The organism is Ruegeria sp. AH7 (genome assembly GCF_056541325.1).
Window position 1 is genome coordinate 1 of the sequence record NZ_JBQFYF010000005.1, and the last position, 17,911, is coordinate 17,911.

General features: G+C 57.0%; 17 protein-coding genes. 10 read left to right on the top strand and 7 right to left on the bottom strand.

What is annotated here, in order from left to right:
• Positions 1-84: 84 nt before the first annotated feature.
• Entirely contained in the window at positions 85-1,242 is a 1,158-nt protein-coding gene (locus ACR0JX_RS12485; protein WP_480544129.1) for an acyl-CoA dehydrogenase family protein, read from the bottom strand.
• A gap of 214 nt (positions 1,243-1,456) precedes the next feature.
• Between ACR0JX_RS12485 and ACR0JX_RS12490 the strand changes: the two genes are divergently transcribed.
• The 4 genes from ACR0JX_RS12490 (at position 1,457) to ACR0JX_RS12505 (ending at position 8,460) form a co-directional block, all read left to right on the top strand.
• Positions 1,457-3,925, top strand: a complete 2,469-nt coding sequence (locus tag ACR0JX_RS12490) for a heavy metal translocating P-type ATPase (protein ID WP_480544131.1) — start codon at positions 1,457-1,459, stop codon at positions 3,923-3,925.
• Positions 3,922-4,311: a Cu(I)-responsive transcriptional regulator gene (gene cueR, locus ACR0JX_RS12495; RefSeq protein WP_480544132.1), complete on the top strand. Its 390-nt coding sequence runs from the start codon at positions 3,922-3,924 to the stop codon at positions 4,309-4,311. The genes ACR0JX_RS12490 and cueR overlap by 4 nt, the downstream gene beginning before the upstream one ends.
• Before the next feature lie 105 nt (positions 4,312-4,416).
• Positions 4,417-5,289, top strand: coding sequence for an NAD(P)-dependent oxidoreductase (locus ACR0JX_RS12500; protein WP_480544133.1), 873 nt, complete (start codon positions 4,417-4,419; stop codon positions 5,287-5,289).
• Positions 5,290-5,394: 105 nt separating this feature from the next.
• The gene (locus tag ACR0JX_RS12505; protein ID WP_480544134.1) at positions 5,395-8,460 is read left to right on the top strand and encodes an aminotransferase class III-fold pyridoxal phosphate-dependent enzyme; all 3,066 of its coding nucleotides are present in this window, start codon (positions 5,395-5,397) and stop codon (positions 8,458-8,460) included.
• A 4-nt stretch (positions 8,461-8,464) separates the two neighbouring features.
• On the opposite strand, the gene ACR0JX_RS12510 is transcribed toward ACR0JX_RS12505, so the two are convergent.
• The gene (locus ACR0JX_RS12510) at positions 8,465-8,941 is read right to left on the bottom strand and encodes a hypothetical protein (RefSeq protein WP_480544136.1); all 477 of its coding nucleotides are present in this window, start codon (positions 8,939-8,941) and stop codon (positions 8,465-8,467) included.
• Positions 8,938-9,105: a hemin uptake protein HemP gene (gene hemP / locus ACR0JX_RS12515; RefSeq protein WP_170536364.1), complete on the bottom strand. Its 168-nt coding sequence runs from the start codon at positions 9,103-9,105 to the stop codon at positions 8,938-8,940. Before hemP ends, ACR0JX_RS12510 begins: the two co-directional genes overlap by 4 nt.
• Positions 9,106-9,326: 221 nt before the next feature.
• Here hemP and gph point away from each other — a divergent pair, with 221 nt between their 5' ends.
• Together gph and ACR0JX_RS12525 are read left to right on the top strand one after the other, a co-directional pair.
• Positions 9,327-9,989, top strand: a complete 663-nt coding sequence (gph, locus tag ACR0JX_RS12520) for a phosphoglycolate phosphatase (RefSeq protein WP_480544137.1) — start codon at positions 9,327-9,329, stop codon at positions 9,987-9,989.
• A 299-nt stretch (positions 9,990-10,288) separates the two neighbouring features.
• The gene (locus ACR0JX_RS12525; RefSeq protein WP_480544138.1) at positions 10,289-11,104 is read left to right on the top strand and encodes an IclR family transcriptional regulator; all 816 of its coding nucleotides are present in this window, start codon (positions 10,289-10,291) and stop codon (positions 11,102-11,104) included.
• A gap of 1 nt (position 11,105) precedes the next feature.
• Here ACR0JX_RS12525 and ACR0JX_RS12530 read toward each other — a convergent pair whose 3' ends face one another.
• Positions 11,106-11,672 carry a tetratricopeptide repeat protein gene (locus tag ACR0JX_RS12530; protein ID WP_480544140.1) on the bottom strand — a complete coding sequence of 189 codons (567 nt, stop codon included), beginning with the start codon at positions 11,670-11,672 and terminating at the stop codon, positions 11,106-11,108.
• A gap of 106 nt (positions 11,673-11,778) precedes the next feature.
• Between ACR0JX_RS12530 and ACR0JX_RS12535 the strand changes: the two genes are divergently transcribed.
• The gene (locus ACR0JX_RS12535) at positions 11,779-12,522 is read left to right on the top strand and encodes a rhomboid family intramembrane serine protease (protein WP_480544141.1); all 744 of its coding nucleotides are present in this window, start codon (positions 11,779-11,781) and stop codon (positions 12,520-12,522) included.
• Positions 12,523-12,528: 6 nt separating this feature from the next.
• Here ACR0JX_RS12535 and ACR0JX_RS12540 read toward each other — a convergent pair whose 3' ends face one another.
• Both ACR0JX_RS12540 and ACR0JX_RS12545 read right to left on the bottom strand, forming a co-directional pair.
• Positions 12,529-13,314, bottom strand: a complete 786-nt coding sequence (locus ACR0JX_RS12540) for an inositol monophosphatase family protein (RefSeq protein ID WP_480544142.1) — start codon at positions 13,312-13,314, stop codon at positions 12,529-12,531.
• 97 nt (positions 13,315-13,411) lie between these two features.
• Positions 13,412-14,317 (bottom strand): LysR family transcriptional regulator, encoded by a 906-nt coding sequence (locus ACR0JX_RS12545; protein ID WP_480544144.1) that lies wholly within the window; start codon positions 14,315-14,317, stop codon positions 13,412-13,414.
• Between the two features lie 94 nt (positions 14,318-14,411).
• Here ACR0JX_RS12545 and metF point away from each other — a divergent pair, with 94 nt between their 5' ends.
• Entirely contained in the window at positions 14,412-15,278 is an 867-nt protein-coding gene (metF, locus tag ACR0JX_RS12550; protein ID WP_480544146.1) for a methylenetetrahydrofolate reductase [NAD(P)H], read from the top strand.
• A gap of 235 nt (positions 15,279-15,513) precedes the next feature.
• Positions 15,514-16,179, top strand: coding sequence for a J domain-containing protein (locus ACR0JX_RS12555; RefSeq protein WP_480544148.1), 666 nt, complete (start codon positions 15,514-15,516; stop codon positions 16,177-16,179).
• 56 nt (positions 16,180-16,235) lie between these two features.
• Here the strand turns inward: ACR0JX_RS12555 and ACR0JX_RS12560 are convergent, their stop codons facing one another.
• Entirely contained in the window at positions 16,236-16,754 is a 519-nt protein-coding gene (locus tag ACR0JX_RS12560; RefSeq protein WP_170536350.1) for a YHS domain-containing (seleno)protein, read from the bottom strand.
• 249 nt (positions 16,755-17,003) lie between these two features.
• On the opposite strand from ACR0JX_RS12560, the gene yghU reads away from it, so the two are divergent.
• A complete protein-coding gene (gene yghU / locus ACR0JX_RS12565; RefSeq protein WP_480544150.1) occupies positions 17,004-17,882 on the top strand; it encodes a glutathione-dependent disulfide-bond oxidoreductase in 879 nt (292 codons plus the stop codon).
• Positions 17,883-17,911 lie beyond the last annotated feature (29 nt).

Genomic DNA, 17,911 nt, shown 5'->3' on the forward strand with positions numbered 1-17,911 from the left:
CCGGCGCGGGCATTGCCCGCGCCGGCCCGGCCCAACCATCACAGTCGTTTCGCCAGAAACGGCGAAGATGGGCGGGAGCCTTCCCTACACATCCAAAGACCGTGCAATGAGCTCCTTCATGACCTCATTGGTGCCGCCATAGATCATTTGCACACGCGCATCGGCATAGAGACGCGCAATCGGGTACTCCATCATGAAGCCATAGCCGCCAAACAACTGCAGGCATTCGTGCATGATCTCGTTCTGCACTTCAGAGCCCCAATATTTGACCATCGAAGCAGTGGCAGCGTCTAATTCACCGGCTTCCAGCTTGGCGATGCAGTCGTTTACGAAACTGCGCAGCACTTCGGCTTTGGTCTTACACTCTGCCAGCTTGAAGCGTGTGTTCTGGAAATCCATGACGCGCTGCCCAAAGGCCTTGCGCTCTTGCACATATTTCACCGTTTCGGCTATGGCGAAGTCGATCGCACCCAAGGCCATCAAACCAATCGTCAACCGCTCCCACGGCAACTGCTTCATCAGCTGATAGAACCCCTGACCTTCTTCCGCACCCAGCAGATTGGTCATTGGCACCTTGACGTCTTCGAAGAAAAGCTCGGCGGTATCGTTGCCCTTCATGCCAAGTTTCTTGAGGTTCCGACCGCGGCGGAACCCCTCGGTCCCTTCGGTCTCAACCGCGATCAGAGAAACACCTTTGGCACCCAGAGATTTATCCGTCTTCGCCGCGACGATCACCAGATCCGCCGACTGACCATTGGTGATAAAGATTTTTGAGCCATTGAGCTTGTAGGAATTGCCGTCCTTTTCGGCCAAGGTCCGCACGGCCTGAACATCAGATCCGGTGCTGGGTTCTGTCATAGCCAAAGCCCCAACCATCTCACCTGATGCCAACTTGGGCAGCCACTTCTGTTTCTGGTCTTCGCTGCCATAAGCCGTGATGTAGTGCGTCACAATGGATTGGATGCCATAGCCCCAACCCGCATCACCCCTTGCGGTTTGTTCGTAGATGGTAACGGCATCAAACCCCATGCCACCGCCAACGCCACCATATTCCTCGGGGATTGCGCCAGCCATCAGGCCCGCTTGCCCTGCTTTGTGCCAGAACGCGCGATCTACCACGCCATTGTCGACCCAGGTCTCAATATTGGGAACAAGTTCATCGTCCATGAAACGGCCTGCCATATCGGCAAACATGCGGTGTTCGTCAGTGACCCAGGCGGCGGATGAGGAAAAAAGCAACATCTTGAGCTCTCCGATAAGTGGTTATCCAAAGGCTACAGGTCTGCGTGCGTCTCGCCAATCCATGTGACGCGGCGTTTCTGGCGGTTTCAACGTTGCGTTCTTGCAGAAACCAAGCGGGAACGCGTCGTGTTTACAAAGAAATACCACGCACCCCTTGACCTTCCCGTCACTGGAACCCTCATCTAGGCATCAGCAAAGGATCGGGATGAGTCGGATGGCGGACGCTCAACAGATAAAGATCAAAATAGCTGGAATGAACTGCGCCTCCTGCGTTGCGCGGGTCGAAGCCGCGTTATCCGGCAGCGAAGGTGTCGAAACCGCCACGGTCAATTTCGCGACACAGTCAGCGCAGGTGACCGGCAATACAGCTATGTCTGTATTGAATGACGCATTGGAACAGGCCGGGTATCCTGCCGTCCTCGCAGACAGCGTTCTAAAGATTGACGGCATGAACTGCGCGTCATGCGTTTCTAAGATCGAACGGTCGCTGGCCAAAGCGTCGGGCGTTGTCCGCGCCGATGTCAATCTGGCCACCCAGACAGCGCATGTAACCTATGCCGAGGGAAGCACTACGCCCGCCATTCTTGCAGGGATCGTTACCGATATAGGCTATCCCACACAGGCGAACTCGTCAGAGGCGAATATCAGTTCGAACACGACTGAGGCGACCGACCTGCGCCGTGCGACGCTTCTTGCGGCAGTCCTAGCCCTACCGGTGTTTATCCTTGAAATGGGTGGTCACTTGGTCCCCGCCTTTCATCATTGGGTTCACGGAACAATCGGGGTACAGACCAGCCAGCTAATTCAGTTTGCACTAACCTCTGCCCTGCTGATCGGACCGGGGCGCATATTCTATCAAAAGGGTATTCCAGCGCTGCTGCGCGGCGCGCCAGACATGAATGCCTTGGTCGCGTTGGGAACGGGTGCTGCCTATCTGTATTCGGTCACGGCCGTTTTTGCGCCTGGGCTGTTGCCTCAGGGGTCAGCCAATATCTATTTCGAGTCTGCCGCCGTGATCGTGGTTTTGATACTTCTGGGTCGCTGGCTCGAGGCGCGGGCAAAAGGCAAAACTGGCGCGGCAATTCGCAGGCTGGTCGGGTTGCAGCCCAAAACCGCTCGGGTTGAGGTCGAGGGCGAGACCCAAGACCTCCCAATTGCTGAGATAGCCGCCGGTGATATCCTGCATATCCGTCCCGGAGAGCGCATTCCGGTCGACGGGCAGATACTGGAAGGCAGCACCTATGTCGACGAAAGCATGATCACGGGCGAACCCACCCCTGTGGGCAAAACTGCCGGTGATCCTGTTGTTGGCGGAACCGTCAACGGAACCGGAGCATTGAGAGTCGAGTCCACACATGTGGGGGCTGACACCGTATTGGCGCATGTCATTCGAATGGTAGAACAGGCGCAAGGAGCCAAACTGCCAATTCAGGGTTTGGTCGACCAAATCACCTATCGGTTTGTTCCTGCAGTCATGGTCGTTGCGGTTGTTGCCGTTGTCGCATGGCTGTTACTGGGTCCGGCACCTGCCCTGTCGTATGCCTTGGTCGCGGGGGTTTCAGTCCTGATAATTGCCTGCCCGTGTGCGATGGGTCTGGCCACGCCCACCTCGATCATGGTGGGAACCGGCCGCGCGGCTGAACTGGGCGTGCTGTTCCGGAAAGGCGACGCCTTGCAGCAGTTGCAGCAGGCAAAGGTGATTGCTTTGGACAAAACCGGGACGCTGACCCTTGGACGTCCCGAACTGGACAGCGTGACCCCAGTCAATGGATTTGCCTCGTCTGATGTTCTGCGGATTGCCGCGGCTTTGGAGGCGCGGTCTGAGCACCCCATTGCAACTGCAATCACCCGCGCTGGCCCCGCCAAGTTACCCGAGGCCTCAGAGATTCAGTCGCTCACCGGCCTTGGCCTGCACGGGCAGGTCGAAGGTCAATCCGTTTCAATTGGCTCCCAATCGCTCATGGATCAGCTTGGGATTTCGGTAAGTGACCTACAACCAGAGGCCGATAACCGTGCCTCCGAAGGCGCAACACCGTTGTACATAGCCGTCGACGGGCAGTTGGCGGCAGCGATCTATGTCTCGGACCCAATCAAACCCGGCACGCCCGAGGCGCTGGCGCGCTTACGCGAAACAGGTGTGGCCTTGGCTATGGTGACTGGCGACAACGCACGTACGGCTCAGGCACTGGCGGATCGTTTGGGCATTGATCACGTCACGGCGGAGGTTCTTCCCGACGGAAAGCGGGATGCAATTGAAGAGTTGCGTGACAAGTTTGGCACGGTGGCTTTTGTCGGCGACGGTATCAACGATGCCCCCGCCCTCGCAGCCGCGGACATCGGAGTGGCGATTGGCACTGGCACGGATGTGGCAATCGAAACCGCTGATGTGGTCCTGATGTCTGGCGATCTGCGCGGAGTTGCGAACGCTGTTGAAATCAGCCGCCAGACATTACGCAATATACGCCAGAATCTGGGCTGGGCATTCGGGTATAACATTCTACTGATCCCTGTCGCTGCAGGTGTCCTCTATCCCTTTGGCGGGTCTCTATTGTCACCGGCATTGGCCGCCGGGGCCATGGCCCTGTCGAGCGTTTTTGTCGTTTCCAATGCCCTGCGCCTGCGCCGGGTCAGGGCTGATTTACCCCAAGTCAGGACCAGCACATCGAAAGAGGCAACCGCATGAATATTGGAGATGTCGCCACCCGCACAGGTTTGCCCGCGAAGACCATCCGGTATTATGAAGAGATCGATCTGATCAAACCGCTGCGCGACAACAATGGCTATCGTGTTTTTCGCGCGCAGGATTTGCATAAGCTGAATTTCCTCGGACGCGCCCGCGCATTGGGTTTCACGATTGAGGATTGCCGGACCCTGCTTGCCTTGTATGAGGATGAGACCCGTGCGAGCGCAGATGTAAAACACGTCGCCCGAGATCATCTTGCGCAGATCGATGCGAAAATCGCGGATTTGAAAGCCATGCGGGATACGCTTGGTCATCTGATCGATGCATGTGCTGGGGATGATCGGCCCGATTGTCCGATCTTGCAGGATCTTGGCGGCAAGTCCTGACGCGGGGTTGCCCTTTGGGCGCAGCTTTGCTTTGTCTCTGCCCAACCGGTCTTGCCTGCGGAACGTCGCCGGCCTCAAGGCCCGATATCAGAGAGGTTATTCAAAATGGCAAAAGTCGCTTTTCTAGGCCTTGGCGTCATGGGTTACCCCATGGCGGGGCATTTGCAGGCTGCCGGTCATGACGTAACCGTCTACAATCGCACCGCTACAAAGGCCCAAACCTGGGTGGACCAACATGGTGGGTCAATGGCGACCACTCCGCAAGCTGCCACGCATGGGGCCGAGTTTGTCATGGCCTGTGTCGGCAATGATGATGACCTGCGCATGGTCTGCACAGGCAATGATGGCGCCTTTCACGGTATGGCCTCAGGCACGACGTTTGTCGATCACACCACGGTTTCCGCCAAGGTGACCCGCGAGCTGTATGCAGCGGGCCAAAGCAAGGGTATCGCTTTTGTAGATGCTCCAATCTCGGGCGGTCAGGCTGGTGCCGAGAATGGCGTTTTGTCGATCATGTGTGGCGGTGATCAGGCCGCTTACGAGGCTGCCGAGCCCATCATGCAAGTCTATTCGAAAATCTGCCGTCGGATCGGTGACAGTGGTGCAGGACAGATGACCAAGATGTGTAATCAGATCGCCATCGCCGGTCTGGTTCAGGGCCTCAGCGAAGCGCTGCATTTTGCCGAAAAGGCCGGGCTGGACGGCCGTTCGGTAGTCGAGGTTATCAGCCAAGGCGCAGCGGGCAGCTGGCAAATGGCCAACCGATATGAAACCATGCTGGACGATCATTTTGACCACGGATTCGCCGTGGATTGGATGCGTAAAGATCTGGGAATCTGCCTGGATACCGCCAATGAAACCGGGGCCTCACTGCCCGTCACAGCGCTGGTGGATCAGTTCTACAAGGATGTGCAAAAACTGGGCGGCGGTCGGTGGGATACGTCTTCTCTGTTCAAACGTTTGCGCGCTTTGGATTGACGTCGAAGGGGGCTGTCTGCCCCCCACCGCGCCTTTAGGCGTGCCTCCCCCCGAAGATATTTTTGACCAGATGAAGGATGGATCCTTCGGTCAGAAGGATAAGGTATGAGCGATACAGCTGCTTTCTGGACAACAGCGTTGCGCGCGCAATGGGGGCTTGAGGCGCGTTTGACGCGCTTGGATGGCGAGTATGATCTGAACTTTCTGGTCGAGGCCAAGAACGGGCAGGATTATGTGCTCAAGGTCATGCGTGCAGGATGTGAAACCGGCCTTGTGGATCTGCAAATCAAGGCATTGGCGCATATTGCCTCCGCTGCGCCAGGGCTGCCCTTTCCAAAGGTTTTTGCCGATCTGAATGGGCACCTTTTGCCCGAAGTTCAGGACGAAGCAAGAACCCCCCGGCTTGTTTGGTTGCTGGAGCGCTTGCCCGGTCAATGCTACGCCAAGACCGCGCCCAAGAGCGAGGAGCTGATCTTAAAACTGGGGCGCGTTCTGGGCGCGACGGATCGTGCGCTGGAGGGTTTCACCCATGCCACCTTGGAGCGGCCAAATTTCAAATGGGACCTCATGCAAGCGGGTTGGATTGAAGCGCATCTGGATGCTGTTTCAGACCCAGATCGGCGTAGGTTGCTCGCCGAGATAACACAGGGATTCAGGGCGCTTTCTGATCAGCTTCTCCGCTTGCCAAAGCAGGCCATTCACAATGACGCAAATGACTACAATATTCTGGTCGATGGCGATTTTGGGCAACGTCATAAGGTTTCGGGCCTGATTGATCTGGGGGATATGTGTGCGTCCCCTCGGATTTGCGATCTCGCGATCGCGGCAGCTTACATTGTTCTGGATCATCCCAAACCCGAACGCGCGCTGACCGCCTTGGTGCGCGGCTATCACGCAGCAAACCAACTGAGCGCGCAAGAGATCGATCTGGTCTGGCCGCTGCTGCGCATGCGTCTAGCGGTTTCGGTAGTGAACTCGACCCTGATGGCCGCCGAGAACCCGGACGACCCTTATGTCACAGTCTCGCAAGCACCCGCATGGCGGTTCCTGGAGAACGTATCTGTCAACGGCGGCCTGATGTCTGCGCGCCTACGCGCAGCCTGCGGCCTGCCCGTGACTGATGGAGCTGATCGTGTTCGCGCCTTCCTCGCCGATAATCGCGGTGGGTTCGCACCGATGTTCGGGGAAGACCTGAGCAATGCCCCTATGGGGTCCCTATCTGTTGAAAACTCGGTCTGGCCGCAGAACCCGTTCCACATGCCGCTGGAAGAAGCCGCTCGCGTGGGAGAGGAGTTCGGGGAAGGGCTCTGGCTGGGCTACTACAACGAACCGCGTCTGATCTATGCAGAGCCAGGGTTTCGCAAGGGTCCTTGGAAAGCCTCGGACCGGCGGACTGTGCATCTGGCCGTGGATGTGTTCGCCCCGGCCGGTACTGCACTGCATACGCCACTGAGCGGGCGGGTTGAGGTCGCAGAGAACCGCAACATGCATCTGGACTATGGCGGCATTGTAATCCTGCGTCATGAAACACCCGAGGGCGATCCGTTTTACACGCTCTACGGTCATCTGGACCCTGAGGTTTGTGAGCGGCTGCAACCCGGCGACCCGGTGGCGCAAGGGGCGGCTTTTGCCCAGCTTGGGGATGCCAGCCAGAATGGCGGATGGGCCCCGCATGTCCATTTCCAGCTGGCACTGACCACGGATGGGATGGAGAGCGACTGGCCCGGCGTTGGTGATCCCGACGAAATGTTCCTATGGCACAAGCTCTGCCCAAATCCTGCCGCGCTGCTGAACCTGCCAGACGAAAAGGTTTTCTATCAGCCTACCGACAAAACCACTGTTTTGAAGGGTCGACATGATCATTTCGGCGGCAACCTCAGCCTGACTTACGATGACCCGGTCATGCTAGTGCGGGGCTGGAAACATCATTTGTTCGATGAATGGGGCCGCCCCTATCTGGACGCGTACAACAACGTCCCACATGTGGGGCATGCACATCCTCGGATACAGGCCGTTGCTGCGGATCAGCTGAAGCGGATGAATTCAAACACGCGCTATCTGCACCCGGCACAAACGGCGTTTGCAGATAAGATATTGCCCAAACTGCCCGATCATTTGCAGGTCTGTTTCTTCGTCAATTCCGGCACCGAAGCCAATGAGCTTGCCCTGCGACTGGCCCGTGCCCATACCGGCGCCAAAGGGATCGTAACACCGGATCATGGGTATCACGGCAACACCAACACTGCCGTTGCAATTTCAGCCTATAAGTTCAACAAACCCGGCGGTGTTGGGCAGGCCGATTGGGTCGAACTGGTTGAGGTAGCTGACGACTTTCGCGGATCTTTCAAACGCGACGACCCCGACCGCTCCGCTAAATTCGCCGCGCTTGTGGACCCTGCCATTGCAGCACTGCGTGACAGAGGCCATGGGATAGCCGGCTTTATCGCTGAAACCTTTCCATCGGTTGGGGGGCAAATCATCCCTCCGAAAGGATATCTGCCTGCGGTTTACGAGAAAATCCGGGCAGCCGGGGGCGTTTGTATCGCTGATGAAGTACAAACGGGACTTGGCCGTTTGGGGGAATACTACTTCGGCTTCGAACATCAGGGGGCTTTGCCCGATATCGTCGTGTTAGGCAAACCCATTGGCAACGGCCACCCCCTTGGCATTGTGGTCACCACCAAGGAAATCACCCGAAGCTTCGATAACGGGATCGAGTTCTTTTCAACCTTCGGCGGCTCGACCCTTTCCTGCCGGATCGGCAAAGAGGTGTTGGATATCGTCGATGACGAAGGCCTTCAGGGCAACGCACGGGACATGGGCGCACGGTTGATCGAAGGGCTGAAACAGATCGAATCTGATTTCACATGCGTCGGGGATGTACGCGGGATGGGGCTGTTCCTGGGGGTTGAGCTGATCAACCCTGATGGCTCGGAAAGCACAGAGATCTGCCAATATGTCAAAAACCGAATGCGCGATCACCGCATCCTGATCGGCAGCGAGGGGCCCAAGGACAACATCCTGAAAATTCGCCCACCCCTGACAATCGAGGCCGAAGATGTGGATATGATCCTATGGGCTCTGCGGGATGTGTTATCAGAGGTAGGAGATTATACTCCTGAACCGGCGTGCGATCATGATCACCATCACGCCGGATGCGGGTGTTGTTAGGGGACTAGTGCAAAACAGTTGACGGTGTCTGATGACCGGTGCTTGGCGGCGGTACAGATTTCGTCATCCGGCGCAGGGCAAACCCCAAATCCTCGGACAATGACGCCAAGGCCGGGGCAAAATCCGGACGCACGATCAAAGACGCCATCATCATGGCATCCTCGCGTGCACCATCAGCCGCCGCCCCGATCATCTGCGCGAAACAGTTCTCATCGGCACCAAGGCACGCGCATCCAAGGCCATGCCGTACCAACTGGCGGCGACCGTGAGTGGCGCAAAGCGAGCATAACCGGTCCAGCGTCAGCATCGCGGCCTGTCCGTGATCCACGCCCAGCGCGATATCAAAGTCGCTTGCGGCGTCTGCACGGCCTGCGGGACCATCACCCCACAGCCGCAAATACATCACCGCGCCTGCTTCTATTGGGCTCAGGTCGGATAGCCTGCCAACGGCTGCACCGCCACGGGGTGATGCGCTGCTCATTTCGTGAGGATCAGCTTACCTGCGCGGGTAATCCGCAGCGTATACAGTTGATCCCCCAGCTCGATATGCGCAAGATTGCCGCCTTTGGTCAGATCATCGGCTTTGTAGGATGGCAAGATGGACATTGAATAAGACTGGCTGGGATTCGGGTTCTGCACATTCATCGGTCAACTCCAGAAGGGTCAAGGCAAACGCCTGATCTGTTCGCGTTTCTCAAGTTCTGGCTGACCCGAAACCGGGTTGGCTCACTGTCATGGCTCTTAACCTGATTAATTTAGTAAGATATGTCAAGCGTCCAATCTATCGTTACCAAAGATTGACGGTTTACCGCCCAAGATCCGGCGCGCTAGACAGCAAATCTAACGGCAAAGAAGGAATGTGATCTATGGCAGCGGCAATCATTTTCGACCTTGATGGAACGCTTGTCGACAGCCTTGGAGATATCGCAGCAGCGGCCAACCGAACGCTGGAAGACATCGATTTTCCGCCACTACCGAAAGAGGTCATTGCCTCTTTCGTAGGCAATGGGTTGCCTAAACTGGTAGAACGAATGATCCGGCATGTGGGACTTCCTGCGGAACGACACACCGAATTGACCAAACGCATGCGCGCCCATTACGACGCCGCCGCCAGCAGCACGACAGTTCCTTATCCGGGCATCCCTGGTGCGTTGGAAAAGTTGCAGGCCAAGGGCCATTCCTTTGGGGTGTGTACGAACAAACCCGATGCCCCTGCACGCCACATTCTAGATGCGCTGGGTCTGTCGCGTTTCTTCGGTGTGGTTCTGGGTGGAGACAGCATGGCTATGCGCAAACCGGATCCTCGGCATCTGCTGGCCAGCTTCGACGCCTTAGACAGCGCAGGGCCGCGCTTGTTTGTCGGCGACAGCGAGGTTGATGCAGAAACAGCGGTCCGTGCTGACGTACCGTTTCTATTGTTCACGCAGGGCTATCGAAAAACACCCGTTGTCAACATCCCACACACAGCGGCCTATGATCACGCAGCAGAGTTGCCATCGCGGGTCACCCAACTGCTTGAGGTGAAGTGACCCCAAACTAAGTGAGGGGCCGGCCAGAAGGGGGTATAGGCCAGCCCCTCATCGGGGAAAAACTATTTGGTCGCGAAGGACCTGACAGACTTCACCCTGATACAGCATCCCAAACTGACGCGATATTGGGGGTTTCCCGTAGGGAAACAAAAAACTTAAAAAATGTTGGATTGGGGCGCCGTGTCAGGGCCTAAGTTCCATTTGATCGCACATCAACGGAGCTACTAAAAATATTTTTCGCCATATGAAAAATCCTGAATTCCACGTACCGTTCTCGCAAGACGCAGGAGGACCCGAATTTGGACATTCAGAAACGACCGCGCGGCAGGCCCAAATCGTTGTTCAAGGAAAGTTCCGCTGGGACGCTGCAATCCCTCGATCGCGCTCTGGAAGCGCTCAGCACCCTTGCACGGCTTGAACGCAGCACCCTCAGCGATCTCAGCCGCGAAACGGGAATACCCACCGCAACCACACACCGCATCCTGACCACACTCGCCAAGCACAGCTTTGTCAGGTTCGACGAAATCCGCCAGGAATGGATGATCGGGATCGAGGCCTATCGCGCCGGTGCCTCGTTCCTCAAGCGCAACAGCGTGATCGAGGTGTCGCAACCCATCATGCACCGGCTGATGAACGATACCGGAGAAACGGCGAATCTGGCAGTACCCGATGCGAGTGACGTTGTATTTGTAGGCCAGATCGAAACCAAAAATCCGATCCGCGCGTTCTTTCCGCCCGGTGCACGGTCGCCGATGTACGCCTCGGGCATCGGTAAGGCCATCCTGTCAGCGATGGAGCCCGAGGCCGTTTCAAGGGTATTGGCCGCGAGTGAACCCGAGGCATTTACCGACCGAACACTGAGTGATCCCAAGGCACTGATGGCTGATCTTGAAACCACCCGGCAACGTGGGTGGTCTTATGACATAGAAGAACGCTATGTTGGGATGTCCTGCATCGGCGCGGTGATTTTCAACGAACAGAACAGTCCCTGCGCCGGGATTTCAGTCTCTGGTCCGACGGCCCGCTTCAACCCTGATACATTTGAGAACCTTGGCAGACTGGTTGCCGAAGCCGCACGAGATATTACCTTGGCCGTCGGCGGGCGTCCCCGATAGTTCAGATGTCCTGTCCCGGAGGGACCAGCAAACCACCCGGCTGCAACAAGGCGCGTTCTGACAGCCATGGATTAAGCTCGAGCGCTTGTTTCAGTGTGGCCCTGGCCTCATCCAGCCGTTTCAGGCCCATTAACGACAACGCCCGCCCACTGATTGCAGCAACATGGTTTGGCGACAATTCAATGGCCACATCAAGGTCTTGTAAGGCCGATCCGAAATCCTGCCTGAGGTAGTTCACAAAGGCCCGCTGGTTGTAGCCTTCGGCAAATTCCGGGCAGTATTCTACCAGCTGATTAAGCTCCTCCAAAGCGCCGACCAGATCCCATGTCTCGCGCCGTGCCATACCACGATCCAGCAGGGTCTGTGACTTTGCGTCTGGCGCGTCTGTCCAAAGCTCCCACATCTGGTTGGAATACGTGCGCGCCACAACCTCAGACTCGGCTTGTTGAAGCTGTGAAATCAGATCGCTCACTCCCTGCGTATGGTCCGGAGCATCCGGGCAGGTTTGCGCGGCTGCGGATGTGGTCAGAGCCACGCTAATGATCAGACCGTGAAGCATATGTGTCATACCGCAAGGATGACCCTGTTCCGCGTTCTGTCAAGTTGCAGGGAAATGACCCGGTGCGGCATAAGCTGTTCTTGACGCCGCGCTTGGAAAAGCCCAGCGTCGCGCCATGTTTCCGATCCGCGATCATAACCCCTCGGGGCGTACACCCTATGTCGTCTACGCACTCATGGCCGCCAATATCCTGATCTTTGTCAGCTATGTGGGGATCATGAATGACGCGCCGCTGATCAACCGGTTGTACTACGACTACGCGATCATTCCCGCGCGGATCACGGATGGCTATGCGTTCGAAACCTTCGTGACCTCCATGTTCCTGCATGGCGGTTGGATGCACCTGGCAGGCAACATGCTGTTTTTATGGATTTTCGGCGACAATCTGGAAGATGAGATGGGTCATCTGCCCTTCCTCCTGTTCTACCTTGTGGCCGGAGTCGGCGCCGGGTTGATCCATGTCATCACCGCGCCAGACTCGGTGGTGCCAACGATCGGCGCGTCTGGCGCAATTGCCGGGGTAATGGGTGGCTATCTTCTGCTGTTCCCAAAGGCCCGCGTCGACATCCTGCTGATCCTGATCGTGTATTTCCGTGTGTTTTCGATCCCGGCCTTTGTGATGCTGGGTGTCTGGTTGGGAATGCAGTTTGTGGGCAGCTTGAACAGCAATCCTGACGAAGGCGGCGTTGCCTATTGGGCCCATACCGGGGGGTTCTTTGTCGGGCTGATCCTGTGCATTCCACTGTGGTTGAAACGCGGTGGCGCGGCATATTGGGATCGCACGCATGGCCATCCGCCTCATCCCGAGGCAAAATACAAACTGTCGCAATCCCGCATCCCGCGCGTGCCCCGCAGGTAAAGGCGTTTAGCCCCGGATCACCTTGGCAAAGCTGTCAAAAATGGGCTCGTTGGCGCAGATCACTTCGCCATCGTCCAGAACGCTGCCTTCGGGATTGAGGGGCTGCACAAAGCCACCGGCCTCTTTCACGATGATGATGCCTGCGGCCAGATCCCAAGCATTCAGGCGGCGCTCCCAGAAGCCTTCGTAGCGGCCGGCGGCCACATAAGCCATATCGAGCGCAGCAGCGCCCCAGCGGCGCACACCGGCGCAGGCAGGCATCAGACGCGCAAGGTCTTGCAGGGTCGCTGGCAGATCGGACCGGCCACCGAAGGGCAGACCCGTTGAGAAGATCGATTCAATCATGCGATGACGACCAGAGACGCGAATCCGCATGTCGTTCATCCAGGCGCCCTCGCCTTTTTCGGCAAAGAACATCTCGTCCTTGGCGGCGTCATAGATCACTCCTGCAACGATCTTACCTTTGTGTTCCAGTGCGATGGACACCGCCCAATGCGGCAAACCGTGCAGGAAGTTGGTGGTGCCGTCCAGCGGATCGACGATCCAGCGGCGGGTCGGGTCCTCGCCGTCAATCGCACCGCCCTCTTCGGCCAGCCAGCCATAGGTCGGACGCGCGCCCAGCAGTTCCTCTTTCAGGATGGCTTCGGCGGCGATATCGGCCTTGGACACAAAATCGCCTGCGCCTTTCATCGACACCTGCAGGTTCTCGACTTCACGAAAATCCTTGACCAGAGACCGCCCCGCTTTGCGCGCGGCTTTGATCATGATGTTGAGATTTGCACTGCCAACCATTTTGAAAAGGCTCCTGTCCGGTCAAACCGCGCGTATACTGATGCAATGCGCCCTTGCCAAGAGGAATGATCGCATAGCAGCCCCGTGCAAAACGCCGCTACTGAGCCTGCAGCTTGCGCGCCTCGTCGCGCGCCAATTTGACCAACTCTTGCACGAAGGGTTTTTCCAGGTCTTCCGAGCGGACAGCGGCATACAGACGGCGGGTGATCCCTTCTTTCGTCAATGGCCGGGCAACGTAATCTGAGTTGTATTTGACCTCGCGCACGACCCAATCCGGCAGGACTGAAATCCCCCGGTTCGAGGCGACTAGCAGCAGGATGACAGCGGTCAGTTCAACCTGTCGGATGGCGGCGGGTTCAACCCGCGCCGGGATCAACAATTGGCTGAAAACATCCAGACGTGTGCGCTCAACCGGATAAGTAATCAGGGTCTGACCCCGAAAATCCTCAGCCTCGATATAGTCCTTCTCGGCCAGCGGATGCGACGAGGCGGCGACAAATACAGCATTGTAATCAAAGAGTTCGACAAATTCGACACCCGGCAGATCTTCGGGGTCGGAAGAGACGACCAGATCAACCTCTTCCTTCTGCAAAGCGGGCAAGGCGTCAAAGGCCAGACCGGGGCGAATGTCCACATCAACATCGCCCCAGGATTTCCGAAACGATTCCAGCACCGGAAACAGCCATTCGAAACAGGCATGGCATTCGATTGCGATATGCATGCGGCCCGTGCGCCCATCGCGCAGCGACGTGAATTCTTGCTGCGCGGCTTCGACCTGCGGCAGGATCTGTTCGGCCAACCGCAACAGGCGCAGACCGGCAGCAGACAGTTTCATCGGCTTCGACCGGCGCAGGAACAATTCAACCCCGGCCTGATCCTCCAACCCTTTGATCTGATGGCTCAGTGCGGATTGAGTGATGTTCAGCTGGTCGGCCGCACGTGCCAGACCGCCGCATTCATGGATGGCTTTGATGGTCCGCAGGTGCCGGAACTCGATATGCATATGTCGCACAACTCATGTTGTTCTTGAAGAATATGAGTTTGTCTCACATCGCTTCACATGGCACAAGAGGCTCAATTGATCCTGCGAGGCCGTGATGACCAGACCTGAAATTTCATTTGAGTTCTTTCCGCCCAAAACACTTGAGGCGTCATTCCGCCTTTGGGACACGGTGCAGACTCTGGCCCCTTTAGAGCCCCGCTTTGTCTCGGTTACTTATGGCGCTGGTGGCACCACACGAGAGCTAACACGGGATGCGGTTGCGACGTTACACAAGTCGTCTGGCTTGCCGGTTGCGGCGCATCTGACTTGCGTTGATGCGTCGCGTCAGGAAACGCTGGAGATCGCAGACAGGTTCGCCCGAGCGGGCGTCGAGAACATTGTGGCCTTGCGCGGTGATCCACCAAAAGGGCAGAACACGTTCGTCGCTCATTCCGAGGGCTTTGCCCATTCCGTCGAACTGATCGAAGCGCTGGCCGAGACCGAGATGTTCAGCATCCGCGTTGGTGCCTATCCCGACAAACACCCTGAAGCCCGCGATATGCAGGCAGATGTAGACTGGTTAAAGGCAAAGCTGGATGCAGGCGCGGATGAGGCTTTGACCCAGTTCTTTTTCGAAGCAGAAACCTTTTTCCGCTTCCGCGATGCCTGCGTGAAGTCCGGGATCGACAAGCCCATCGTGCCGGGCATTCTGCCAATCGAAAACTGGAAAGGCGCGCGCAGCTTTGCCCAGCGTTGCGGAGCCCATATCCCGGATTGGATCGATCAGGCATTTGAGAAAGCCGTGCGCGACGACCGCGAGGATCTATTGGCCACCGCTCTTTGCACCGAGCTGTGTTCTGACCTGATCGAAGGCGGTGTGGATAAGTTGCATTTCTATACTCTGAACCGTCCGGAACTGACCCGCGATGTATGCTTTGCATTGGGGATCACCCCGAAAACCGAACTTCAGAACGTCGCCTAACAAAACCGTTTCTTTTGGATTTCTGCCCGGACTGCATCGCGGTCTGGGCTTTCCATATTACAAGGCTCAGTTGTTGCCGCATTGTGGTTCTGCCCAAGGTGAGCATTGAATTCAAAAACAATCCGCAAACCATGCGCACATTGTCATCCCTAACCACCCCAATACTCTGTAAAAATTGACAAAAATGTGACGATGCCGAAACTCGGATCATGTGTTTGTAAAGAGTGTATTGAGTATGGAGACTGTTGACAAAGTTAAGGCACGCACCGACGCATTGGCGGACCTCGGGTTGGACCCAAATGCCGCTCCGGATGATATCCGGGATGCGTGGCGACGTATCGCCTTTCACGCCCATCCCGATCACACGGGTGGGGATTCTGCAAACTTCGCACGGGCCAAAGCGGCCTATGATTATCTGCGCAAAGAAGGCTTGACCGCCAAAGGGGCCAATAACGGGCCCAGCCAACCGCGGCGACCACGTCTGCGGCGGCGCATTATCGAGCTGGAACCCGAAGATATCGCCAATTGTGTAGCCATGCTGGACCCGGGCCGTGCCTTGCCAAGTGCGGAATCGCATAGTGCCACTGACCCTGACGCGGCCACGCTAGCGGAATCGGATCACGTTCCTGACGCAGTTGGATGCTATGGGCGCGATCTAACTTATTTTGTGCCAACGCCGGTGTGTGAAGGCGCAAATCGTATTGCTCTGCCGACCTCGGTTCTAAGCTCGTCGAGAAACAGCGAAACCGAGGTTCTGAGCTTTCAGTCAAACGACCAGGGCGCTGGTGAGGTCGTCATTCCGGATACGATCTGCGAAAGCAAATTCCCCGGCGCGAAAAGCGTGCGTATTCGGTTCGAAGCTGATCAGGCGATCCGGAACGAGTATTGGCTCGCCAGCTGATCAGCATAAGGCCCGGCTTATGGGGGTAAGCCGGGCCTTGTTTCGTGAGTGGTCGGTTAGTTGCTAACCGGGCCTTCCGAGGTGAATTTGGGGATAACACTGGTCGACGCATCACCGGTTTCAATGCCCGGCCAGTTGCCTTCGGCCAGATTGATATTGCCCGGCACATCTTCTTCCCAGAAGCCAACCACGACATCCGTGATGTTCAGATACAGTTTGTCATCAACGATGCGCCACAGGTTCGGGTTCGCCGGAACCTTGCCACCTTTTGAGACACCATAAGCGCAGTGGCCATCGTACTGGGGCGCATAGTAGGCCGGGTTTTCCAGAAACTTGTCGCGGTTTTCTTCGGTCGAAAACGCCCAGGTCGCACCGTTGTATTCAGCGGTGATATCCGCATTTCCACGAACGCCCGAGGGCTGACTTTGGCCAACAGGAACCTGATCCAGGTTGCGATAGGCAACCACGTCATAGCCCGAGACGGCAAATCCGGTGCCGTCAACATATTGCGGGCCGGCGAAGGCCGGAACAGCCAGTGTCATGGCCGCAGCGAAAGTCAAAGCAAAGCGTTTCATATGGTCATTCCTTTTCTAGGTCATGTGCCCAAGGGCGCCGTGTTGGCGGGACTGCGCTAACAATAAGCGAATTTGTTTCCCGTCGTAGCCCTGCTCGCGCCGCTGTGACCCAGAACGAGAAATCGTGAGATGTTCGCCGGGGAATATTACAGGAAGCACCGATAGGCGGGGTTGGACTCGGAAGATTGCAACATTAGCTGTAGGAGGATCGGGCGCGCGGGCACCCGGATTTGGTAAGAAAGGCACTAGATGAGCGATCAATCCACATACACTCCCCCCAAGGTCTGGACATGGGACAGCGAAAGCGGCGGGCGATTTGCTAACATCAACCGGCCTATCGCGGGCGCGACCCATGACAAGGATCTTCCCGTTGGACGCCATCCTTTGCAGCTGTATTCGCTGGCCACGCCCAATGGCGTCAAAGTTACCGTGATGCTGGAAGAGCTGTTGGCCCTGGGTCACGAAGGTGCCGAATATAATGCCTGGTTGATCAACATAGGAGAAGGTGATCAGTTCAGCTCGGGCTTTGTTGGGGCCAACCCAAACTCGAAAATCCCTGCGCTTTGGGATCGATCCGGCGACCAACCGCTCCGCGTTTTCGAAAGCGCCTCGATCCTGTTTCATCTGGCCGAGAAATTCGACGCCTTCCTGCCCAAGTCCGGCCCAGAACGGACCGAGGTGATGAACTGGGTCTTCTGGCAAATGGGCAGTGCACCGTATCTAGGCGGCGGTTTTGGCCATTTCTATGCTTATGCACCTGAAAAATGGGAATACCCGATCGACCGTTTCGCAATGGAAACCAAGCGCCAGTTGGACGTTCTGGACCGAGAGCTCGCCGAGAAAACCTATATCGCGGGCGAAGACTACACCATTGCAGACATGGCCATCTGGCCCTGGTATGGGCAACTGGTTCTGGGCCGCCTCTATGACGCTGCAGAGTTTCTGGATGTCGAATCCTACAAAAACGTCATGCGTTGGGCCAAAGCGATTGATGCGCGTCCGGCGGTTCAACGGGGTCGCATGGTCAACCGCCCGTTCGGCGAGCCGCACACACAATTGCACGAACGCCACGAGGCCAGCGATTTCGAAACGCGCACGCAGGACAAGCTGGAAACAGCATCCGAATAAGACAGATCATATCCTTCCGCGGTGTCGCT